At 44.9% G+C, this 21,112-nt stretch carries 22 protein-coding genes; 13 read left to right on the forward strand and 9 right to left on the reverse strand.

The genetic code is table 11. The features are described 5' to 3' along the window. Positions 1 to 68: 68 nt before the first annotated feature. A complete protein-coding gene (locus tag IEW88_RS04025) occupies positions 69 to 1,622 on the reverse strand; it encodes a GGDEF domain-containing protein (protein WP_147904949.1) in 1,554 nt (517 codons plus the stop codon). 463 nt (positions 1,623 to 2,085) lie between these two features. Here IEW88_RS04025 and IEW88_RS04030 point away from each other — a divergent pair, with 463 nt between their 5' ends. Then, positions 2,086 to 3,816, forward strand: coding sequence for a M61 family metallopeptidase (locus IEW88_RS04030; protein ID WP_185148632.1), 1,731 nt, complete (start codon positions 2,086 to 2,088; stop codon positions 3,814 to 3,816). Between the two features lie 502 nt (positions 3,817 to 4,318). After that, positions 4,319 to 6,412, forward strand: coding sequence for a TonB-dependent receptor (locus tag IEW88_RS04035; RefSeq protein WP_147904947.1), 2,094 nt, complete (start codon positions 4,319 to 4,321; stop codon positions 6,410 to 6,412). A 116-nt stretch (positions 6,413 to 6,528) separates the two neighbouring features. Here the strand turns inward: IEW88_RS04035 and queF are convergent, their stop codons facing one another. Further along, positions 6,529 to 7,368 (reverse strand): NADPH-dependent 7-cyano-7-deazaguanine reductase QueF, encoded by an 840-nt coding sequence (gene queF, locus IEW88_RS04040; protein ID WP_147904946.1) that lies wholly within the window; start codon positions 7,366 to 7,368, stop codon positions 6,529 to 6,531. A gap of 118 nt (positions 7,369 to 7,486) precedes the next feature. Between queF and syd the strand changes: the two genes are divergently transcribed. Then, positions 7,487 to 8,014 (forward strand): SecY-interacting protein, encoded by a 528-nt coding sequence (syd, locus tag IEW88_RS04045; RefSeq protein WP_147904945.1) that lies wholly within the window; start codon positions 7,487 to 7,489, stop codon positions 8,012 to 8,014. 7 nt (positions 8,015 to 8,021) lie between these two features. On the opposite strand, the gene IEW88_RS04050 is transcribed toward syd, so the two are convergent. Together IEW88_RS04050 and IEW88_RS04055 are read right to left on the reverse strand one after the other, a co-directional pair. Further along, positions 8,022 to 8,798 carry a Zn-ribbon-containing protein gene (locus IEW88_RS04050; RefSeq protein WP_147904944.1) on the reverse strand — a complete coding sequence of 259 codons (777 nt, stop codon included), beginning with the start codon at positions 8,796 to 8,798 and terminating at the stop codon, positions 8,022 to 8,024. After that, the gene (locus tag IEW88_RS04055; protein ID WP_147904943.1) at positions 8,798 to 9,082 is read right to left on the reverse strand and encodes a hypothetical protein; all 285 of its coding nucleotides are present in this window, start codon (positions 9,080 to 9,082) and stop codon (positions 8,798 to 8,800) included. Before IEW88_RS04055 ends, IEW88_RS04050 begins: the two co-directional genes overlap by 1 nt. A gap of 170 nt (positions 9,083 to 9,252) precedes the next feature. Between IEW88_RS04055 and IEW88_RS04060 the strand changes: the two genes are divergently transcribed. Continuing rightward, complete coding sequence (locus IEW88_RS04060; protein WP_147904942.1) at positions 9,253 to 9,621, forward strand: DUF3192 domain-containing protein; 369 nt, start codon at positions 9,253 to 9,255, stop codon at positions 9,619 to 9,621. Positions 9,622 to 9,678: 57 nt separating this feature from the next. On the opposite strand, the gene IEW88_RS04065 is transcribed toward IEW88_RS04060, so the two are convergent. Next, positions 9,679 to 9,906 (reverse strand): DUF2789 domain-containing protein, encoded by a 228-nt coding sequence (locus IEW88_RS04065; protein WP_147904941.1) that lies wholly within the window; start codon positions 9,904 to 9,906, stop codon positions 9,679 to 9,681. A gap of 125 nt (positions 9,907 to 10,031) precedes the next feature. Between IEW88_RS04065 and IEW88_RS04070 the strand changes: the two genes are divergently transcribed. Next, positions 10,032 to 10,691: a GNAT family N-acetyltransferase gene (locus IEW88_RS04070; protein ID WP_053425479.1), complete on the forward strand. Its 660-nt coding sequence runs from the start codon at positions 10,032 to 10,034 to the stop codon at positions 10,689 to 10,691. Between the two features lie 3 nt (positions 10,692 to 10,694). Continuing rightward, positions 10,695 to 11,015 carry an Mpo1-like protein gene (locus IEW88_RS04075; RefSeq protein ID WP_147904940.1) on the forward strand — a complete coding sequence of 107 codons (321 nt, stop codon included), beginning with the start codon at positions 10,695 to 10,697 and terminating at the stop codon, positions 11,013 to 11,015. On the opposite strand, the gene IEW88_RS04080 is transcribed toward IEW88_RS04075, so the two are convergent. Beyond that, entirely contained in the window at positions 11,012 to 11,308 is a 297-nt protein-coding gene (locus IEW88_RS04080; protein ID WP_053425481.1) for a DUF3301 domain-containing protein, read from the reverse strand. The two genes, IEW88_RS04075 and IEW88_RS04080, sit on opposite strands and share 4 nt — an antisense overlap. A 114-nt stretch (positions 11,309 to 11,422) precedes the next feature. Between IEW88_RS04080 and IEW88_RS04085 the strand changes: the two genes are divergently transcribed. Genes IEW88_RS04085 through IEW88_RS04095 form a run of 3 tightly spaced genes read left to right on the forward strand, consistent with a single transcriptional unit; the run spans position 11,423 to position 13,021 of the window. Then, the gene (locus IEW88_RS04085; protein ID WP_147904939.1) at positions 11,423 to 11,764 is read left to right on the forward strand and encodes a YqcC family protein; all 342 of its coding nucleotides are present in this window, start codon (positions 11,423 to 11,425) and stop codon (positions 11,762 to 11,764) included. After that, complete coding sequence (gene truC / locus IEW88_RS04090; protein WP_229670289.1) at positions 11,739 to 12,554, forward strand: tRNA pseudouridine(65) synthase TruC; 816 nt, start codon at positions 11,739 to 11,741, stop codon at positions 12,552 to 12,554. The genes IEW88_RS04085 and truC overlap by 26 nt, the downstream gene beginning before the upstream one ends. A gap of 26 nt (positions 12,555 to 12,580) precedes the next feature. Continuing rightward, entirely contained in the window at positions 12,581 to 13,021 is a 441-nt protein-coding gene (locus tag IEW88_RS04095) for a flavodoxin (RefSeq protein ID WP_147904937.1), read from the forward strand. A gap of 162 nt (positions 13,022 to 13,183) precedes the next feature. Here the strand turns inward: IEW88_RS04095 and dapD are convergent, their stop codons facing one another. Genes dapD through map form a run of 3 tightly spaced genes read right to left on the reverse strand, consistent with a single transcriptional unit; the run spans position 13,184 to position 17,476 of the window. Next, the gene (dapD, locus tag IEW88_RS04100) at positions 13,184 to 14,008 is read right to left on the reverse strand and encodes a 2,3,4,5-tetrahydropyridine-2,6-dicarboxylate N-succinyltransferase (protein ID WP_147904936.1); all 825 of its coding nucleotides are present in this window, start codon (positions 14,006 to 14,008) and stop codon (positions 13,184 to 13,186) included. Between the two features lie 4 nt (positions 14,009 to 14,012). After that, a complete protein-coding gene (gene glnD / locus IEW88_RS04105) occupies positions 14,013 to 16,637 on the reverse strand; it encodes a [protein-PII] uridylyltransferase (RefSeq protein ID WP_147904935.1) in 2,625 nt (874 codons plus the stop codon). 47 nt (positions 16,638 to 16,684) lie between these two features. Continuing rightward, a complete protein-coding gene (gene map, locus IEW88_RS04110; RefSeq protein WP_147904934.1) occupies positions 16,685 to 17,476 on the reverse strand; it encodes a type I methionyl aminopeptidase in 792 nt (263 codons plus the stop codon). Between the two features lie 241 nt (positions 17,477 to 17,717). Between map and rpsB the strand changes: the two genes are divergently transcribed. The 4 genes from rpsB (at position 17,718) to frr (ending at position 21,073) form a co-directional block, all read left to right on the forward strand. After that, positions 17,718 to 18,446, forward strand: coding sequence for a 30S ribosomal protein S2 (gene rpsB, locus IEW88_RS04115; RefSeq protein WP_046519525.1), 729 nt, complete (start codon positions 17,718 to 17,720; stop codon positions 18,444 to 18,446). Positions 18,447 to 18,558: 112 nt separating this feature from the next. Further along, positions 18,559 to 19,431, forward strand: a complete 873-nt coding sequence (gene tsf, locus IEW88_RS04120; protein ID WP_053425486.1) for a translation elongation factor Ts — start codon at positions 18,559 to 18,561, stop codon at positions 19,429 to 19,431. 300 nt (positions 19,432 to 19,731) lie between these two features. Then, the gene (gene pyrH / locus IEW88_RS04125; protein ID WP_147904933.1) at positions 19,732 to 20,469 is read left to right on the forward strand and encodes a UMP kinase; all 738 of its coding nucleotides are present in this window, start codon (positions 19,732 to 19,734) and stop codon (positions 20,467 to 20,469) included. A gap of 46 nt (positions 20,470 to 20,515) precedes the next feature. After that, positions 20,516 to 21,073: a ribosome recycling factor gene (gene frr, locus IEW88_RS04130; protein ID WP_053425487.1), complete on the forward strand. Its 558-nt coding sequence runs from the start codon at positions 20,516 to 20,518 to the stop codon at positions 21,071 to 21,073. Positions 21,074 to 21,112 lie beyond the last annotated feature (39 nt).

The raw sequence follows: 21,112 nt of genomic DNA on the forward strand, positions 1-21,112 counted from the left end.
ATATTTAACCCGATAAATCAGATAGATAAACCAATTTATTCAAGCTGCTTATTCCAATTTCAGGTCAGTTAGCTTTTCAGTACGACTAAATCCCTGCCTGCACGTTTAGCTTCGTATAAAGCTTCGTCTGCACGGTCAAAAGCTGCTCTGTTATTGTCAGTACTTTTGAGTTCTGTCGCACCAAAAGAAATTGAAATAGGAACATTTTTGTCTTTGAATTTGAAGGGGATTTTTTTGATCCTGTCTTTCAGATTGTTCAAGGGCAATTTAAGTTCAGATAAATGTGTTTCCGGGAACAAAATAATAAACTCTTCGCCACCATAACGGGCAATAAAGTCAGTTTCACGCAAGCTTTGTTTTAACGCCTGAGCTATCACCTTTAAAGTTTTATCACCTGCGCTGTGGCCATAGTTGTCGTTAATCTGCTTAAAGTGATCAACATCTGCCAGGGCGATAGAAAGAGGCTTGCCATAACGTTGGGAACGACGTATTTCCAGCTCAAAGCGCTCATCAAAAGCAGCTCTGTTTGGCAGTTCTGTTAAGGCATCCTGTAAGCTTCTGAATTTTTGCTCGGCCAGGCGTTTTTTAAATTGGGCGGCTTCCTGATCCAACTCTGCCAGACGGGATTCCATATGGCGTAAGGTGGTCAGCATCAGTTCACGCTCGTCTTTTTCTAACTGCTCTTTTTCCCGCAAAGAGCAGGTGATTGCACCAAGTTTGGTGCCAACCAAAGACTGCAATTGTTCCAGTGAGGTGGCTGATTTGGTATCCGCTGTTAGGTTAGAAATTTGCTGCTCTATCTGCTGATTTAACAGCAGCATTTTTTCTTTGATGTTGTTTGAGGTATTTAAAGAAGAAACAACAGCTTGCTGCACCCCAGTCAGAGCTTCGTTGAGTTTAAGCAGGAAATGTTGCGCCGACTGACGCTCGTCTGTTACCGAGGCAATAATAATTTCTATAGTGCGCAAACAAGATTGCAACAGGGCTTCAATGCTGACATCAGATAACAAAGTTAAACGGATTTTTTCTATATCCTGACCATATTTTCCTTCAAAGGCCAACTCACTGAGCAGGTTCGTCAGTTCAATAGATATTTGTTTACAAATGGCCTGATACTTGTCGTCATCCGCTGTATCACTTTGCTCATTCTGCTGTTTAGTCGCTAAAGCTGCCTGGTAGAGCTCTGTTAGATGAGTCAGATGAGGTAAAAACGCTTGTACTGTAGCTGATGGCTCTTCTACTTTGGTTAATAAGTCCCGCAGATCCCGTCTTAATTGGTCCGGTAAACCACGTTGCTTTTGGAGTAATTTCCCCGCATCAGTTAAGGTGTTTTGAGCTTTTTTCAGATCAGAGAGCTGGCGCGATTCAAGAGCTTTTAGTGCTTCGACAGCGCTTTCTACTAAAGGCAGGATTTTTTCCAGATCGGTACCTTTGGCAAATTCCTGACGCAGGCGGGCCAGCTTGTTATCCAGATCAATATCTATACCTTTGCAGGCTAAAGACAGTCGGGAAACAAATTGAGACAGGATTTTAAACTGACTTTCGTAGGTATCTTCCAGCTGTTTACGCGCTTTTACAGCGTTTGCCAGCTGCTGTTTTACATCATTTTGCTGTTCAGCCACCAGAATTAGTCCCCAGGAAAAAAACCGTTCGGTTTGAGCTAAGTATATCTGCAATAATGATAAAAGCGACAGCATAATCTGGTTGGAAATGAAAAAAGCGGACTAAAAAGTCCGCTTTAGATCAGCAATTATGTAGGGTATTTTTTTGTGGTTACTTTTTGGTTAAGTAGTAAGGTAACCAGCTTTGTTCTTCAGCAGAGGTCAGATAGTTCATCTTTGTTCACTTTAGGTCTGAAGTTAATAAGAGTGTCCCTGTCAGGACGCTATGCATTAGAACAGAATTTGATTTGAAAGTAAAAGTCAAAATGTAATAGTACGAAGTGGGTTACATAAATGTGGTCGCTTAAATTTAGCAGTTAGTAGAGTTTTATTCGCTATTTTATTGAATTTATGGTTGTTTTTGTTTTTTGTCTTTGGAGGTTATAGCGTGAGATTTCTGAAAGTTTTTTTTGCATTGATCATAATGATCAATTCTGCATCCAGTTGGGCACAAGTGAACTACCAGATTAGTATCACTGAACCTGCGCATCACGTGGCGCAAGTTCGTGCTGAGTTTGAGGTTACAGAGGCAAAAGCTTTGACTTTAATGTTGCCAGCCTGGCGCAGCGGTAAATATCAAATTCTGGATTTAGCCAAAGGCGTGACGGCTTTTAGTGCTGTGGATGCTCAGGGGAAAGCTGTGCAGTGGCAAAAAACTGAAAAAAGCAGCTGGACTTTAGAGCCTGCAGCATCGGGCAAAGTGACAGTGCAATACAGTGTCTATGCCAACGAGCTGGGAGAACGCACCCGTCATATTGATGAAACTCATGCTTATATCAACTCCAGCGCCTTTTTAATGTTTAGCAACGAGCAAAAATCTGAAGCAGTGTCTGTGCAGTTGAACGTGCCACAAGGCTGGCGTTCATTCTCCGGTATGGCAAAAGGTGATAACGAACATCAATTTGTTGCCCCAAACTACGATGTGCTGGCGGACTCACCGATCGAGACTGGTATCAATCAGCATTTAACTTTTAGCGCTGATGGCCGTGATTATGACTTGGTGATTTGGGGCGAAGGCAATTATAACGCCGCTCAGATGCAAAAAGACTTAGCAAAACTAGTACAACAAACAGATGCTATCTGGCAGGGCTATCCTTATCAGCGTTACGTCTTTATTGTGCACGCCACTGATGGCGCCCGCGGTGCGACTGAGCACTTAAATTCAACAGTGATCCAAAGAGACAGATTCACCTTCGGTAAAAGAGAAGATTATCTGGCGTTTTTAAGCACAGCCTCACACGAGCTGGTGCATACCTGGAACGTAAAAGCCTACCGTCCTGCCGAATTAGTGCCTTATGACTACCTGAACCCTAACTACAGTAAATTGTTATGGATTTCAGAAGGTTCCACCAGTTATTTTCAGAATCAGCTGTTGTTGCGTGCAGGCCTGATGACTAAAGAGGAGTTTTACGCTGATCTTGCAAAACGGTTGGATAAGTTTGTGCATACACCGGGCCGTTTGGTGCAGTCTGTGTCAGAGAGCAGTTTTGATAGCTGGATCAGTTTAGGCGGCGATCATGGGACTAATTTTGGTGTGAATATTTACTCAGAGGGCTATATCGCCAGTTGGCTGATGGACGAGCTGATATTAAAACAGTCAGGCCGCAAAGCCAGCTACCGTGAACTGCATAATCAGCTGTATCAGCGTTTTGGTAAAACTACAGCTTTTACTGCCAAAGACGTGATAGCTATAGCATCTGAGCTGACCGGTGAAGATCAGAACCCATGGTGGCAACAGCAAGTAGAAAAACCACTGAACTTTGAGATCGATAAGCTGTTGGCCAGTTTTGGTTTGCAGTGGCAACAAAATAAAGAACGTGAAATTTTCTCTGGTGTAACAGCTGAAAACAAAGCAGGTTTTGCGCTAGTGAAAAAGGTCGAACGCGACAGCCCAGCCTGGAAAGCAGGTTTTACTACCGAAGATTTGATAGTGTCAGTCAACGGCTTACAACTCAAAGCCGATTTGGCTGAGCGCTTAAAAGATTTCAAAGCAGGCAATAAAGTACAAATCAGCTACTTCCGGCAGGGCCGTTTACAGCATCAAGTATTGGTGCTGGCCGATCAACCCAAAGGCGCAGGTAAGGTGGTGCCATTGTCTAAACCAAGTCGGCAACAAAAGGCGATGCATCAGGCATGGTTGGGTGTAGAACTGTAGCTGTTGTTGTAAATCAGTTCTAACAGCGGACCTTAACTGTTTTGCCCTGATAAACAGTTGTCTTGGCAAAAGGACCCGGTCTAATCCCAGATGCTGTCACAGACTTTTTTATCGTCAGGTTTTTTAATTTCAGTAGTCCCTTGTACTTATCAAGCAATGAGGAAAACAAGGGACTTACGCAGATCCTTCCCTGCTGTAGTTAACCCCTTGGCTGCAGATTTTTGCTCGGTGAATAATTAAAAATCAAATAGTGAATCAAAGTCACAAAAATCTCTATTACCCAAAAGTCATGGATACAATGATTCTTGCACGAAGCGTCTTAGATTGGGCATTCCTAGCGCTGTTGAGTGAAAACGATAGAGTGTTTTCACTGGTGATGCTGAGTAAATCGATGGCTCATCACTTTTCTCTGATCTTTTGTCAGATATAACCGTACTAGCTAGCGTTTTAAATGCGAACTATTGGTGTTAATATCTCGAAAGTATTTTTTGGAGTTTTGTCGATGAGAATAAATGTTCGTTTAACAAAAATTGCGGTATCTGTGGCATTAATGACAACTGCCTCGACTGTTCTGGCAGAAGATGTCCGGATTGAACACATAGAAGTGAAAGGTGAAAAGCTGAATTATAAAGTTCAGACTACGACAACCGCGACTAAAACCAACACGTTACTACGAGATATCCCTCAGTCTATTACTGTTCTTACAGAACAACAGATCGCTGACCAAAGTATGCAAAGCATGGCAGACGTCGTTCGTTATGTACCTGGTGTACAAATGTCGCAGGGAGAGGGGCATCGTGATGCACCTATTTTCCGTGGAAATATCTCTACTGCAGATTTTTTTGTCAACGGTGTTCGTGACGATGTTCAGTATCTGCGTGATTTGTACAACGCAGAACGAATCGAAGTCCTGAAGGGGCCTTCAGGCATGATTTTCGGACGTGGTGGTGCTGGGGGGGTAATCAACAGGGTCAGTAAGCAAGCGAACTGGTTAGCTACAGGTGGACTTGATTTGTCTTATTCTGCGCAGCAACAAGGCCGTTTGGCTGCGGATTATAATCATGCAGTAAATGAAGACCTGGCTGTCCGTTTGACAGGCGTCTATGAAGACTCGGATAGTTTTCGCGATTATTTTTATGCGAAACGTAGTGGCCTAAATCCGACATTAACTTACAAACTAACTGAGCAAACAAGCTTAGCATTGAGTTATGAATATTTTGATGATGAGCGACTGACCGATCGAGGCGTGCCATCTGATCCGCGTACCAACAAACCACTTCAGACCAGACGCAGTTTGTATATAGGTAGTCCGGATAACAGTATTTCTACCGTAACAGTGGACGCATTTTCAGCTACATTAAGCCATGAATTTGATAACGGTGCCACGCTGATCAACCAGACGCGTTATGCCGACTATGATAAATACTACGATAACGTATTCGCAGGAGCCTACAACCCTGAGACAGACTTGGTTTCTATCTCGTCTTACAACAGTGCTACAGCACGTAAAAACCTGATTAATCAAACGGATTTAACATTCGAAATTAAAACGGGGAGTATCAACCACAAACTGTTGACTGGTGTTGAATACAGCGAGCAGGATACTGACAATAGACGTCTGACTGGCTATTTTAGCGATATTGGTGTGGGTACCAGCAACACCCTGGTTCCACTTAATAATCCGGTTTATAACGGTGTTATAACTTATCGTGCTGCAGGTAATGATGCAGACAACCATAGCGACGCTGTGGCAAAAGCAGTTTATGTACAAGATCAGATGGAATTGTCTGAACAATGGGTTGCTGTGATGGGCGTCCGTTATGATCAGTTCTCAGTTGATCTTTATAACAACAGAACAAACGTCGAGTTATCCAGTGATGATGATCTGTTATCTCCACGCGCTGGACTGATTTATAAACCTGTCACTGACGTCTCAGTTTACGTGAACTACAGTAAGTCCTACGTACCACGCGCAGGAGAACAACTGGCTGGTCTATCTGCAACTACCGCAGCTTTGGAGCCTGAGGCCTTTGTTAATCGTGAGTTAGGTTTGAAATGGGATCTCAATGATAATTTAGCTTTAACCACTGCTGTGTACAAGCTTGAGCGGACCAACGTTGCGGTCACAGATCCTGCTGACCCAACAGCCCTGCTATTGGTTGATGGACAGAATGTCAAAGGTGCTGAATTTGAGCTCAACGGTCAGTTTATGACAGGTTGGGATTACATATTTGGCTACTCTCATCAGGATAGCGAAATTGAAGCTCCGGCTGCGAGTCGCGGTAAGGTCTTGGCGCAAGTACCACGTAATAAAGTATCCATATGGAATAAATATCAGTTTAATGAAATGTGGGGAGTGGGTCTTGGTTTCGTTGCGCAATCTGATAGTTATATTGCAACCGACAATCTGGTGACCTTGCCGGGTTTTGGCCGCATTGACGCTGCTATTTTTGTCAACCCTGCAGATAAATTGCGGCTGCAATTAAATGTGGAAAACCTGACAGATAAGCGTTACTCAGCTTCAGCACATAACAATAACAATATTATGCCAGGTAGCCCGGTAAATGCCCGCCTGAGTATGAGTTATAAGTTCTGATCTAAGGTGCGTAGACTGTAAGTCTTAGCAGTGTTACGAGGAGATAAAGGGTTAAGTGGAAGTCATCCGCTTAACCCTGCTATTTTTTGGGCTCAGTTTATACATCTGAGTAAGCCTTACTGCCGAGTTAACCTTAAATTAGGCTGGTCGCAAGCTTCGCTGCTGCGCATTGGATTGATATCCAGGCCGCCTCTTCTGGTGTAGCGGGCGTAGACCATTAAAAACTCTGGTTCGCACAGCTTCCACAAATCCAGATAAATTCGCTCTACACATTGCTCGTGAAATTCATTGTGGCTTCTGAAACTGATCAAATACTTCAGCAAAGAGGCATGATCAATCGCCTTACCTTTGTAATGAATATACACACTGGCCCAGTCGGGCTGTGAGGTGATTAAGCAGTTGGATTTTAGTAAATGTGAATGCAGCTTTTCGTCTACCAAAGCCCCTGTTGGTTTTAATTGCAGCAGCTCAGGCTTGTAGTCGTAGTGCTCAACTTCAATATCCAAATCGTCAATACAGCGGCCAGGTAACCAGGTCGGCTGAAAAGCGGTCAGTTCATTGACGTTGTGCAAAGTCACTTGCACAGGGCCACCAGCACAGGCCGATAAATCAGCTTTCATAGTGCGATACAGCTGACTGATATCGGCAAATTTGCTCTGATTTAAGCTATTTAAATACAGCTTAAACGACTTGGACTCGATCAGGTTTGGTGTATCAAAAGGCACCACAAAAGTAGCAAGTGCTACCATAGGTTTACCTTTAGGTGTCAGCCATGACAGTTCGTATCCATGCCAGGTGTCCTGACCAACAAAAGGCAATTCAGCGCCTAAACCTATAGCCTGACGGCCCAAAGTGCGTGGCACAGCCTGCAATAATTCAGGGCTGTAGTGATCAATATAAGCGGTAGCCTGGCCTAATGTCAGCCCTGCTAATTGCTCTGTCTGTATTTTTGTCATAGAGCCTTCTTACGGGAAGCTATAGCGATATTGATTGCAGTTTGTCACGCCAACGGCTTGGGAATACAAGCGCAACCAAGTTAGAATGATGGCAATTTTAGCACAGAAGCGAAGTATCATGCCGGGCCAATTCCATCAACAATTTACACAATTTGTCACCTCCTATTACGAACAACAGCCAAAACTGATCAGTTGGGCTGATCCTGAAATGGCTTCACCTTGTCAGTATGGCGATGTAATGGATGGAGAAGTGCACTGGCGCCCGATCAAAGCTGAAGCTGTATTGGATTTATCTAAAACCCAGCAGGCATTGGAGCTGGAATTTCCAGCTGAGCTGATAACCTTTTACACCAGTTTTTTTGGTGGTGGTTTAAAGGTAAAACACGAAAAAGGGGAGCTGGAGCTGCTAATGAGCTGGCATCAGGCGGATTTTGAGCGGCTGCAGCAAAATATCATTGCGCATATTCTGATGAAAAGACGGTTAAAACAGTGCGAGACAGTCTTTATTGCCGCTACTGATCATGACGATTATTTGATTTCAGTGTTAGTGGCTACAGGTGAGGTTTACTTAGAGAAAGTGGGCATGGAGGTGAAGGATTTACTTGCCCCGGACTTAGCTACTTTTTTAACTCAGCTTAGTTTTTGACCTTAATTTAAGACTGACAATCAAAGGCGATATTCGACAGCAGCTGGCAAGGCTGACAGCAAAAATCAAACAGACCATGCCAGCTTTCAGCAAGTTTCCAGTCGGAGCCACAAGAGGGGCATTTTTTCTCGGTTTCCAAACGACAATCTGCGCTGCTGCCACTGTAAAGATAATAATAAACTGGCTTACTCAACTCTTTACTCAGTGTTTTGGCCTGTTGATAACCTTGCTGGTTTAACTCGCTGTAAAAGCCCTGCACACTTTGTTCGGCGCTTTTAAACAGCACTCTTTTTTCCTGCATCTGAATTTCATCCAGTGCCTGATATTGCAACTGCCAGCGCACCAAAGATTCAAAATCTTCACCACTTGTTCTTCCTACTTTATACAAAGGCACAGGAGCAAAGTGCTCAGCACAGTAAAGCACTGAGTTGGTAGCAGAAAAACTACAAAATAAAATAATGGCAGCATGACTGGGGCAGGGGTCGGTATGATTTGACATCAAATCATCACCCAGAATTGTAAGTTTTGGGTAACTTAAACCCACTAGCTGTAATTGCTCTAGCGCTTGAAGGCCTGCGCTGCTATGTGATTTTTTGTCCAGTGCGTCAGATTGCGGCAGAACCACTCGGCTGAAAAAACTATCTTTGGCCTGATAAGTCGGGAATTCGCGGCCTAAAATTTGCCCTTGGAAAATCAGCTTCTCCAGATAATGGCGAATACCTTGTTCCGCTTCAGCAAAGCTGGTGTCGGCAATAATTTTAAATTCCAGCTCTGCAACTAACATCAGATCCCCAGCTTTTTGATAATCAGATCAAGCTTGGCCTCAATACGAGCCAAATCAGCTTTGATGTCCTTGGGCAATTCGGCTTCAGTTTGCGCTTGTACTGCTGGTGCTGACTCTGGCAGCAGGGATACTGCTCCAGTGCGCCAAGCCTGATAAGCCTGCAATAAAGCCGGACTCATAGTGGCTGTGCCTAAACGAGCCTTAATCAAAGCCAGACTGGGTTCTTTACCTTCTTGCTGCAGTTGTGAGGCTATTTTTGCGATTTGCTGGCTGAGTTGTTCCATGGCTTTCACTAGTTTCACTAAAATGTAGTGAAATTTACCACTTAAGTTACTGGTGTCACTAGTGTGATTTCATAAGTTGTTGTTATTCAAAGGAATTAAAGTTGGCCCCGGTTTTGCTTTTGATAATCAACAAATTAAAACTAACAAGATAGAACGGTAAGGGAAAAATAATGAATTATTTAAAGGTATTAACAGTCGCAACAGCCATGATGGCGTTATCTGGTTGTGTAGTCGCTATAGGTGATAAAGGTGAAAGTGACAGCGGCAATAACTCGTCATGGAAAAAAGCGCAAAAGTTAAATAATCAGGTGATCAGCCAGTTAAATCTGGGCGCAGAATTAGCCTCGGTGCGCGGCCAGTTGGGGACACCGGATTTCAGTGAATCGTTTCGTGACGCAGGCAATGAAACCGTAGTGCTATTTTACCGCACCCATCATGAACACAGTGACGGCGAAACCAGTAAAGACGAATGTACTCCGTTGGTATTTAAAAACGGTGTATTAACTGGCTGGGGCGAAAAAGCCTATCGCCAGCTGTAACAATCCCCGGACCAGGGAAGTGCTACCTTTGGTGGCGCTTCCCTTTATTGCTGCTGTTTATCTCAACATGACATTTAATTGGTCGATCACTTCGCTCCAATCTGCATCCTGTTTTAAATTTTCTGCTAAAAAACTAGCCTGAGCATCGGTCCAGAAGGACGCCTGGGCTAACGACAAGTCTGCCGGAATTTTATGGCTGGCAATGAAGGCTTTAATCGCTGAAGGACTGTTATCCAAACCCAGCTGAGCAAATAAAGTGGGTATATCATGTGTGGTCATATCCATTTTAAGATCCCTTGATTACGAAGAGTGATGTCAAGTGTAGTCGTCTGAGAGGGCTGGTGCATTGGCAATCTGCCGCCCTGCTGCTATGTTGATAGTCAAACTACAATATAGAACAGGAACTTACCATGCCAAATCAACCCGCTCTTGATTTGAACCAGCTTAAAGCACAGTTGTTAACTCCTGATGAACTGAAATTAGCAGCGTCCTTGTTATACCAGTCTTATCATGATGATCCAGTGTTTATGGATATTTTCCAGTCTGAAAAAACAGATTATGAACAAAGGCTAAGGGCTGCAATACGGGAAGAGCTGAATGTGTTCTGGCAGGAAGAACAGCCTGTCATAGGAATTTTTATTGAGCAACAGCTGTTAGGTGTTGCTTGCGTTACCGAGCCAGGCTCTAAATTGAGTGGCGATAGATTCTGGCATTGGCGCTTAAAAATGTTACTGACCGCAGGTTATGTTTCTACAAAACAATTATTGGAAAAAGAGCAACGTATTCATGCGGCTATGCCGGTACAGCATTATCATATGTTGGCTTTTATCGCTATTTCGCCACAGTATCAACACTTGGGATTAGGGCATTATTTAATGCATGCGGTGGATTCAATTGTTGAACAAAGTCCTGCGTCTTTGGGCATTGGTGTTTTTGTGACACTGGAAAAAAATAAAGCTTTTTTTAGTGCCGATCATTATCAGCAAGTGACAGAGTTGAGTTTTAGCAAGGTCAAAGGTACGTTAATGTTCAGATCAAGACAAAGCAGTCCTTTAACCCTGGTGGAGTAACAGATGTCCGGCTTTCGCAGTTTTTCCGAGTTTTACCCTTATTACTTATCAGAGCATAAAGATCCTGTTTGTCGCCGCCTGCATTACATCGGCTCCACTTTGGTACTGGCTATTCTGGCCACTTTGGTTGTCACAGGTTTATGGAGTTACTGGTGGCTGATGTTAGTAGCAGGTTATGGTTTTGCCTGGGTAGGGCACTTTAAATTTGAACACAACAAACCTGCCACCTTTAAATATCCGTTTTATAGTCTGGCGGCAGATTGGGTGATGTACAAAGATTTTTTGACCGGACAGTTGGAGCCGAAATTACAAAAACTGCCTTAAATTCTATAGGGCGGTAACTGAAAGCTTAAATAACGCAGGCCGGATAAACGCAGTTCGGCCTGATAACGGCTCTCACCATCACCACTAAAATCGACCTGATAGCTGGTAAACCAGCGCCATCTGTTGTCCAGTTTAGCAAACTGATGTTTGCCTCTGGCACATTCCAAAAACTGCAATTGCTGCTGTTTACACAAATGTTTGGCCAGCTTAATGGCTGTTTCATCCTGCTTACGCTGTAATAAGAATGCATAAACAAATGCCATACCTAACAATAATAACCAGACAAAATCCATTACTTCTCCTTTGTTTTGAATAAGCATAATGGCGATGCACTAGTGTTTTTGCAAGGCAGCTAAGGCCCATGCTGTGATAAAATCTGTGCAAGAAAGGGGAGGAGCCAAACAAGCATGTACCTAAAAGTCACGGAGTTATTAAATCAGATTGAAAGCGAATTAAAAGTGGCAAAGCTCTGGACTGTAATAGCTCCAAGTGAAGAGGCGATGCAGAGTACGGCCCCTTTTTTTTGCGATACCATGCCTTTGGAAAATTGGCTGCAGTTTGTGTTTTTACCGCGCATGCGTGCTTTGGTGGAGGGCCGCTTGCCGTTACCGCAGCAAATTGCGGTGTGCCCTATAGCCGAAGAGGCGTTTAAGCATTTAGGAAGTCACACTTTGTTGCTGATTAATCGTATTGCGGATTTGGATGAATTATTAAGTGGTCAACGTGAGCAAAGTGTTGAACGAGCCTGAATTGAATGAAGCGCCGGTACTTGAGATTTTGTATCAGGACGAGTTTCTGGTGGCTATAGATAAACCTGCAGGCATGCTGGTGCATCGCTCCTTTTTAGACAGGCACGAAACTGTGTTTGTAATGCAAACCCTGCGTAACCAGCTTGGGCAACATGTGTTTCCGGTGCACAGACTCGACAGACCCACCTCTGGTGTCTTGTTATTTGCTTTATCTGCTGATGTTGCGCGCTTATTGACAGAGCAGTTAACAAGGCAGCACTGGCGTAAGTTTTATCTGGCGGTTTGTCGTGGTTTTGTTAAACACCCAGGTATTCTGGATTATCCGCTGAAAGAGCAACTGGATAAGATTGCCGACAAACAGGCAGGTCAGGACAAAGACAAGCAGGAAGCTATAACAGCCCTATGGCCTTTGGCACAGATCGAATTGCCACTTGCGGTAGGTAAATATCCGGTGGCCCGTTACTCGCTGGTGGCTTTACAGCCTTTAACGGGTCGTAAGCACCAGCTGCGCCGACACTTATCGCATTTACGTCATCCCATAGTGGGCGACACTACGCATGGCGAAGGTAAACATAACCGATTGTTTGCTGAGCATTTGAATAGCCATAGGTTGTTGTTAATCGCCAAACGACTCGAGTTAATACATCCGGTGAGTGGTGCAGACTTAGTGATCGAAGCACCACTTGGCGAAGTAAAAGAGTTGTTTAAAGTATTCAGCTGGCCCACAGACGAGAGCTGGTATAACAGTTTTTTTGAGCGCTCAGAGTTAGCAGGCCTAATCTCTTTATAAAACGATAGTTATAACGTAGGGGTTTTATGAAAAAAGTATCTATTCTGGTCGGCACTGTCTACGGCGGTGCGCAGTTTGTCGCCGAAGAGGCTGAAAAAATTTTGCAAGCCAAGGGCTATCTGACTCAGTTGAATCTGGAGCCAAAACTGAATGACGTATTAGCGTTCTCAGCGGATATCTGGTTGGTGATTACTTCCACTACAGGTCAGGGCGATATTCCGGACAACTTGCTGCCATTTTTTGTAGATGTAAAAGACCGATTCCCGCTGTTAACAGGTAAAAGTTACGCTGTGATTTCTCTCGGAGACAGTGGGTATGGCGATACCTTTTGTGGTGCTGGTAAACAGTTCTCTGAGTTACTCTCTGAATTACAAGGCACAGCTATGGCACCGACTTTAGAGATAGATGCAGGCGAGACCTTGCAAGCTGAAGATCTGGCTTTACCCTGGATAGAACAGCTGTTTTAATAGTTTCTTTGGTGTCCGTCCATGCAAATTCTAAGTAATTGGAGTTGCAGCAAGGCGACAAACGAGCGAGACCCCAGGAGCATAGCGTACTATGCGACTGGGGCGAGAATCTTTCCTTAAAATCACTCGGTCAACAAAGCTGCAGCTTCAAGTACGACGGATTTAGTCGATGCTACGCAGCAGAGCGTTAATACCCACTTTAGCGCGGGTCTGGGCATCTACTTTTTTGACGATAATAGCGGCGTACAAGCTATGTGTACCATCTTTAGATGGAATAGAACCTGGTACTACTACTGCACCTGAAGGTACACGGCCATAACTGATTTCGCCGGTTTCGCGGTCATAAATACGGGTTGACTGGCTGATATAGACACCCATAGAAAGCACTGCGCCTTCTTCGATGATGACACCTTCCACTACTTCAGAACGGGCGCCGATAAAGCAGTTGTCTTCAATAATAGTTGGGTTAGCCTGCAGCGGCTCTAATACACCACCAATGCCTACGCCACCGGATAAGTGGACGTTTTTACCAATTTGAGCACAGGAGCCCACAGTGGCCCAGGTGTCCACCATAGTGCCTTCACCGACATAAGCGCCGATATTGACGTAGGATGGCATCAGCACCACGTTTTTATCGATAAAACTGCCTTTACGCACTGCTGCAGGAGGCACAACACGCACACCTTCAGCGACAAAACGCTCGTGTGTGTAGTCAGCAAATTTCATCGGTACTTTATCGAAGAAACGGTTTTCAGCGCCGTCCATCACCTGATTGTCATTGATACGAAAAGACAATAACACCGCCTTTTTCAGCCATTGGTGAGTGACCCATTCGCCAGCGATTTTTTCCGCAACACGGGCTTTTCCGCTGTCCAGAAGTTCAATAGCGGCAGTGACGGCAGCTTTGACTTCAGCAGTTACAGTGGCTGGAGTAATGGACGCACGTTGTTCAAACGCGGCTTCGATAACGGATTTTAAATCTGACAAAACTTTATCCCTCTGTCACATGAGTTAATTGTTCGACAAGAACACGACGCAGCTGTGATTGTTGATCAGCATCCAGCGCCTGATCTTGTCTCGTAGAAATCATAAAAAAGTCTTCGGCTTTCTCGCCTATGGTGGTGATTTTTGCGGCGTGGATACTGATCTCGCATTGCTGGAATACCGAACCTATATCAGCCAGTAAACCCGGCATATCCAGCGCAGTAATTTCCACCATAGTGCGGTGTTTATTGGCGCCCGGAATAAACACTACTTTCGGCGCTATATTAAAGGGGCGCATCTGGCGGGATAAACGTTGTTTACCGCGCGACAGATCTGGTTTGCCGCTAATATAAGTTTCCAGCGCACGTTTCAGGCTCTGTAGACGGGAGGGCGAGGTGACTGGTTCGCCGTTTTGCTCCAATACTACAAAGGTATCCATGGCATAACCGTCTTTGTTGGTCATGATCTGGGCATCAAAAATATTGACCTTTTTGCTATCGAGCGCAGCCACCAAATGGGCAAATAAGTTGTCCTGATCTGGTGTATAGATAAAGACCTGAGTACTGCCGCGGTAAGGGGTTTTATCCACCAGCACCAAAGGCTCATTGGGGTCTTTGTGACGCAAAATATGTTCGCAGTGCCAGACGATTTGCTTTGGGTTGTAGCGGGCGAAATAATCTGCTTTGATCCGCCCCCACAACTGCAACACTTCGTGTTCGGTAAATCCTTGTTTTTGTAATAACTTCATGGCTTCGGCCTGATTTTCGCGAATGAGATCTCGTAGATCCATTGGCTTCTCAAGGCCACGGCGGAAGGCTTTTTGGGTGCCTAAATACAGCTCCCGTAATAACGAGCCTTTCCAGTCATTCCATAAATTGTCGTTGGTGGCGCGAATATCGGCCAGCGTCAGGCAATATAGGTAGTTGAGCCGGGTTTCGTCGCGCACTTTGTCAGCAAATTCAGCAATCACAGCCGGGTCGTGAATATCGCGACGCTGCGCCGTGACCGACATCAATAAATGACTTTCGACTAACCAGGCCAGCAATTTGCTGTCAAAGTCACTTAACTTATGCAGTTTGCCAAATTCACGTGCATCCAGCGAACCCAGCTCTGAGTGATCGCCACCTCTGCCTTTGGCGATGTCATGGAAAATACCGGCCAGATATAAAATCTCCGGTTTTTCCATACGTTTGACTATGTCAGTGCAAAGCGGAAACTCGTTCTCAAAACCTGCCTGTGAGTAGCGGTATAAGTTTTTCAGCACACGGTGAGTATGTTCATCCACAGTGTAAGCATGGAATAAGTCAAACTGCATCTGACCGACAATATTACGCCAGGCCGGCAGATAAGAGGCTAAGATGCCGTGGCGGTGCATTAACGTTATAGCTCTGTCCATACCGCGCGGGTGACGCATAATACTCATAAAAAGCTGACGGCAGGCTTCATAATCCTGCAAGTCGCCCATCAGACGACGCCGAACCAAACGTAATAGACGAATGGTGTCGGAGTGAATGCCAGTGATATTGGAATTATTGGCGATATGCCAGAACAGCCGCAGAATATTTTCACGTCGGGCAAAGACTGCATTATCGGTAGCGCGAATTAAATGACCGGTCAGTTCAAAAAAATCATCCAGCTTTTGCTGTTTCAGTTTGCTTTGGCTATTCAGAATACTGCCGTCAAAATGCTGCAGCAGCATATCGTTCAGCTCAGCCACCCGTTGCACCGTCTGGAAAAACCGTTTCATCATACGTTCAACGGACGCTTTGCCATCATCGCCAAAACCCAGTCGTTTGGCGACAGCAGGCTGATAGTCAAACAAAATACGGTTTTCGTTACGGCCAGATTCGACATGCAGGGCAAAACGCATTTGCCATAAATAAGCCTCACACTCCATCAGCTCCTGATATTCATCTTCCGTCAGGTACTGATAAGCCACCAGTTCACGCATAGTTCTGGTATTAAAGTGCTTTTTCGCCACCCAGCCTATGGTCTGAATATCCCGCAGACCACCGGGGTTGGCTTTTAAATTCGGCTCTAAGTTGTAGGCTGTGCCGTGATACTGGGCATGACGCTGTTGTTGTTCATCCCTTTTGGCCTGGAAAAATGCCTGAGAAGTCCAGAAGTTATCTTTACAGACCTGAGCCTGTAACTCATCAAACAACTCTTTGCTGCCAGTCAGCAAGCGCATTTCCATCAGGTTAGTGGCAATGGTGATGTCTTCTTTGCCGAGCGTGACAGACTCTTTGACGCTGCGCACACTGTGACCGACCTCTAAACGTAAATCCCACAGCAGGGTAATAAATTGACTGATTTGTTCTTTTTGCTGGGCGTCGAGTTTGCTGTCAGTTAATAACAATAAATCGATGTCGGAGCAGGGGTGTAATTCACCCCGGCCATAGCCACCGACCGCTATCAGACTGATTTTTTTGTGTGTATGCAGGTCAAAATGTTGCCATAAAGACACCAGCACTTCGTCAATAAAACGAGCGCGGGCTTTGACTAAATTGCCAACAGTTTGATGTTCAAAAGCATTTTTCAGCCAGTCATTAAACTCAGCAAAATATTTTTTGTAACTATCCAGAGTGCATAAACCAGGTAAAGACTTATTAAACGCCAGCGCCATGTTCATTTGCTTTACCTCAGGTCTTAGGCGGCCGCCTTCAGTCTGGTTTCGACTCAGTCGGCCGTGACTATTCGTTCTATGGTGTCGTCAGATCGTAACGTTAAAATTTCGCAGCCTGTGTCTGTCACAACAATAGTGTGTTCAAACTGCGCTGATAAACTACGATCTTTAGTCACAACCGTCCAGCCGTCTTTTAACAATTTACTGTGACGCTCTCCTGCGTTGATCATCGGTTCTATCGTCAAACACATACCGGTTTTTAAGGTATCGCCAGTGCCAGGGCGGCCATAATGCAAAACTTGCGGGTCTTCGTGGAAGACCTGGCCTATGCCATGACCACAGTATTCACGCACTACTGAGTAGCTGTGCTGCTCTGCGTATTGCTGGATCACAAAACCTATATCCCCTAAACGGGCACCGTTTTTCACTTTACGGATACCTTTGTACAGACATTCCTGAGTCACACGTATTAAACGCTCAGCCATAATGCTGGGTTTGCCAATGACAAACATTTTTGACGTATCGCCGTGAAAACCATCTTTAATCACAGTGATGTCGATATTGATAATGTCGCCGTCTTTGAGTTTTTTCTCCGCTGACGGAATACCATGGCAAATCACCTGATTGACTGATGTACAAATGGATTTTGGAAAGCCGTGGTAATTCAAAGGGGCAGGGATAGCCTGCTGCACATCGACAATATAATTATGGCAAATGGTATTGAGCTCTTCGGTGGTGACACCGGCTTTGACGTATGGCTCAATCATCTCTAATACTTCGGCAGCCAACTTACCTGCTACACGCATTTTTTCGATCTGATCTGCTGTTTTAATAATCGCGGCCATGCCATCTCTCTCTGCTGTAAAAATACACATTTCATTGTGTTTCAAGGGTGCTTATGGTATAAAGCGCGCCGCGATTTGGCAAATCAGATTCTGCTAAAAACGCAAAACGCAGATTAAAACTGCAATTAACTAAACAACACACATACATCGACACATAAGCCGGGGTGCTGCAACTCATTGAGTTACAGTCGGTTTTATGGGGTGTATGGAGGCCCAACCCCATTACTAAGGAATATTTATAATGGCAAAAGTTTCTATGCGCGATATGCTCCAGGCGGGCGTACATTTCGGTCACCAAACACGTTACTGGAACCCAAAAATGAAGCCATTCATTTTCGGCGCTCGTAACCGTGTTCATATCATCAACCTGGAACAAACTGTTCCAATGATGAACGATGCTTTAGCTTTCATTCAGTCTGTTGCTGCTAAAAAAGGCAAAATCCTGTTTGTTGGTACTAAGCGCGCTGCCTCTGAAGCAATCAAAGAAGCTGCTTTGCAAGTTGACCAGTACTATGTAAACCACCGTTGGTTAGGTGGCATGCTGACTAACTGGAAAACTGTTCGCCAGTCTATCAAGCGTTTAAAAGATCTGGAATCTCAAAGCCAGGACGGTACTTTCGACAAGCTGACTAAAAAAGAAGCTTTAGACCGTACCCGTGAAATGGACAAGCTGGAAAAAAGCTTAGGCGGTATCAAAGACATGGGCGGCTTGCCTGATGTTCTGTTTGTGATCGACGCCGACCACGAACACATTGCAATTAAAGAAGCCAACAACCTGGGTATCCCAGTTGTATCTATCGTTGATACTAACTCAGATCCTAAAGGTGTTGACTTTGTGATCCCTGGTAACGATGACGCTATCCGCGCTATCCAGTTATACCTGGGCGCAGTCAATCAGGCCATCACTGAAGGCCGCAGCAAAAACATCGAAGTTCAGGCTGAATCTGAAAACTTCGTCGCTGCTGAGTAATTGCATTGTCTCTGTAGCCTTGTAACCAAGGCTACATAAAGCAAGTTTAAACTTACAGGGGCAGTTTAATTGCCCCTGTTTGTCCACGAAAAAATTTTGCGAGGAACTCCCCATGGCTGTAACTGCTGGTATGGTAAAAGAATTACGCGAGCGCACTGGCGCTGGCATGATGGACTGCAAAAAAGCTTTAGAAGAAACTGCAGGTGACATCGAAGGCGCAATCGAATTAATGCGTAAAAATGGTCAGGCTAAAGCTGCTAAGAAAGCTGGCCGTATTGCTGCTGAAGGTACTGTGATCACTCGCGTTGGTAACGGTTACGCTGTTGCAATCGAATTTAACTGTGAAACAGATTTCGTAGGTCGTGACGCTAGCTTCCTGGCTTTCTCTAACGCTGCTGCTGACCTGGCTCATGCCAACAAGCTGTTCACTGTTGAAGAATTGTCTGCTGCCAAGCTGGGCGACGCTACAGTTGAAGAAGCCCGCGCCACACTGGTCACTAAAATCGGTGAAAATATCGCAATCCGTCGTATCTCTGTAGTACAGGGTGACGTGATTGGTCAGTACACTCACTCAGGCCGTATCGGTGTGTTAGTGGTACTGGAAGGCGGTAACGAAGATATCGCTAAAGACGTTGCTATGCACGTTGCTGCTAACAACCCTTCATTCCTGACTCCAGAGTCAGTGCCAGCTGAAGTTGTTGCTAAAGAGCAGGAAATCCAGATCGAAATCGCTATCAACAGCGGCAAGCCAAAAGAAATCGCTGAGAAAATGGTTGCTGGTCGTATGACCAAGTTCACTGGCGAAGTTTCTTTAACTGGCCAACCTTTCGTGAAAGATCCTTCAATCACGACTGGTGACTTCCTGAAACAAAACGGTGCTAAAGCTGTTAGCTTCATCCGTTTAGAAGTAGGTGAAGGCATCGAAAAAGCAGAAACTGATTTCGCTGCTGAAGTTGCTGCTCAAATCGCTGCTGCTAAGAAGTAATTTACGCTTTAGCAATGCTTTGAAACCAGCTAGAATAACCGCGACCTGACCTTCGTCTGTCGCGGTTTTTTTATGTGCAGGATGTACGGTACGTCGAAAATGCAGGAGCAACTTTTCGACGATGTACAAAATTAACCCACAGCAAGGTTATACCCAAAGTAATTGGAGTTGCAGCGCGGCGACAAGTGAGCGAGCCCCCTGGAGCATAGGTCACTATGTGACAGGGGCGAGTGAGCGTAGTCAACAAAGCTGCAGCTTCAAGTAAGAAGGGTATATAACTTCCAGATAAAAGAGGACCAAATGAGCAATCCAAAACTCGCCTACAGAAGAATTTTATTAAAACTCAGTGGTGAAGCCCTGATGGGTGAAGAAGGCTTTGGTATAGACCCCAAAGTGTTGGATCGGATGGCTCAGGAAATCAAAGAGCTGGTTGAATTAGGTATTCAGGTTGCGATTGTGATTGGTGGCGGCAATATTTTTCGTGGCGAAGGCTTAGCCAAAGCTGGTATGAACCGTGTGGTCGGTGACCATATGGGTATGTTAGCCACAGTGATGAATGGTCTGGCGATGCGTGACGCGCTGCACCGTGCTTTTGTCAATGCCCGCCTGATGTCCGCCATTCCATTAAACGGCGTCTGTGATAATTACAGCTGGGCAGAAGCTATTAGCCTGTTAAAATCTGGCCGTGTAGTGATTTTCTCTGCCGGTACTGGTAATCCATTTTTTACCACAGATTCAGCAGCCTGTTTACGTGGTATTGAAATTGAAGCCGATGCGGTACTAAAAGCCACTAAAGTAGATGGTGTCTATTCTGCCGATCCGGTCAAAGACCCAACAGCCACTCTGTACAGCAAATTAAGCTACACAGAAGTGCTGGAAAAAGAATTAAAAGTGATGGATTTAGCGGCCTTTACTTTGGCCCGTGATCATAATATGCAAATTCGTGTCTTTAATATGAATACGCCTGGTGCACTGAAACGTGTAGTGCTGGGTGAAGAAGAAGGCACATTGATCGACCACGCCGAAAAATTACAGTAAACTAACTGCCACTTTTTTGGTGTAGCAAAAAAAAGGAATAGCCAAAGTGATTAACGATATTCTTAAAGACAGTAAAACCCGGATGGAAAAGAGCGTTGAAGCGCTGAAAAGCCAATTGTCAAAAATCCGTACCGGCCGTGCTCACCCAAGTTTATTAGACGGTATTCAGGTGTCTTATTATGGTGCCAATACACCATTACGTCAGGTTGCCAACGTGTCGGTAGAAGATGCCCGCACTCTGACCATCAGCGTATTTGATAAAACTCTGATCCAGCCTGTAGAAAAAGCTATTTTGCAATCAGATTTGGGCTTAAACCCAATGAGCGCAGGTACTACTATTCGTGTGCCGTTACCTCCGCTAACTGAAGAACGTCGTCGTGATTTAGTAAAAGTTGTTCGTAACGAAGCTGAAGGTGCCCGTGTTGCTGTGCGTAACATACGTCGTGACGCAAACGCTGATCTGAAGACTTTATTAAAAGATAAAGAAATTGGTGAAGACGACGAGCGTAAAGCGGCAGACGAAGTTCAGAAGCTGACCGATGCCTTTGTAAAGAAGGTGGATGAGGTTTTAGCGGACAAAGAAAAAGAGTTGATGGAAGTCTAGGGCGTGTTCACGTTTCGAGATTGAATTTTGTCCGCTCTG

Origin of the sequence: Rheinheimera tangshanensis (assembly GCF_014645135.1) — a bacterium.
Lineage (GTDB): Bacteria > Pseudomonadota > Gammaproteobacteria > Enterobacterales > Alteromonadaceae > Pararheinheimera > Pararheinheimera tangshanensis.

Excerpts from the sequence above, each read along its gene's own strand:
- IEW88_RS04030 (WP_185148632.1), top strand. The coding sequence starts at position 2,086 with ATGATCAATTCTGCATCCAGTTGGGCACAAGTGAACTACCAGATTAGT.
- IEW88_RS04035 (WP_147904947.1), top strand. The coding sequence starts at position 4,319 with ATGAGAATAAATGTTCGTTTAACAAAAATTGCGGTATCTGTGGCATTA.
- queF (WP_147904946.1), bottom strand. The coding sequence starts at position 7,368 with ATGACAAAAATACAGACAGAGCAATTAGCAGGGCTGACATTAGGCCAG.
- syd (WP_147904945.1), top strand. The coding sequence starts at position 7,487 with ATGCCGGGCCAATTCCATCAACAATTTACACAATTTGTCACCTCCTAT.
- IEW88_RS04050 (WP_147904944.1), bottom strand. The coding sequence starts at position 8,798 with ATGTTAGTTGCAGAGCTGGAATTTAAAATTATTGCCGACACCAGCTTT.
- IEW88_RS04055 (WP_147904943.1), bottom strand. The coding sequence starts at position 9,082 with ATGGAACAACTCAGCCAGCAAATCGCAAAAATAGCCTCACAACTGCAG.
- IEW88_RS04060 (WP_147904942.1), top strand. The coding sequence starts at position 9,253 with ATGAATTATTTAAAGGTATTAACAGTCGCAACAGCCATGATGGCGTTA.
- IEW88_RS04065 (WP_147904941.1), bottom strand. The coding sequence starts at position 9,906 with ATGGATATGACCACACATGATATACCCACTTTATTTGCTCAGCTGGGT.
- IEW88_RS04070 (WP_053425479.1), top strand. The coding sequence starts at position 10,032 with ATGCCAAATCAACCCGCTCTTGATTTGAACCAGCTTAAAGCACAGTTG.
- IEW88_RS04075 (WP_147904940.1), top strand. The coding sequence starts at position 10,695 with ATGTCCGGCTTTCGCAGTTTTTCCGAGTTTTACCCTTATTACTTATCA.
- IEW88_RS04080 (WP_053425481.1), bottom strand. The coding sequence starts at position 11,308 with ATGGATTTTGTCTGGTTATTATTGTTAGGTATGGCATTTGTTTATGCA.
- IEW88_RS04085 (WP_147904939.1), top strand. The coding sequence starts at position 11,423 with ATGTACCTAAAAGTCACGGAGTTATTAAATCAGATTGAAAGCGAATTA.
- IEW88_RS04095 (WP_147904937.1), top strand. The coding sequence starts at position 12,581 with ATGAAAAAAGTATCTATTCTGGTCGGCACTGTCTACGGCGGTGCGCAG.
- glnD (WP_147904935.1), bottom strand. The coding sequence starts at position 16,637 with ATGAACATGGCGCTGGCGTTTAATAAGTCTTTACCTGGTTTATGCACT.
- map (WP_147904934.1), bottom strand. The coding sequence starts at position 17,476 with ATGGCCGCGATTATTAAAACAGCAGATCAGATCGAAAAAATGCGTGTA.
- rpsB (WP_046519525.1), top strand. The coding sequence starts at position 17,718 with ATGGCAAAAGTTTCTATGCGCGATATGCTCCAGGCGGGCGTACATTTC.
- tsf (WP_053425486.1), top strand. The coding sequence starts at position 18,559 with ATGGCTGTAACTGCTGGTATGGTAAAAGAATTACGCGAGCGCACTGGC.
- pyrH (WP_147904933.1), top strand. The coding sequence starts at position 19,732 with ATGAGCAATCCAAAACTCGCCTACAGAAGAATTTTATTAAAACTCAGT.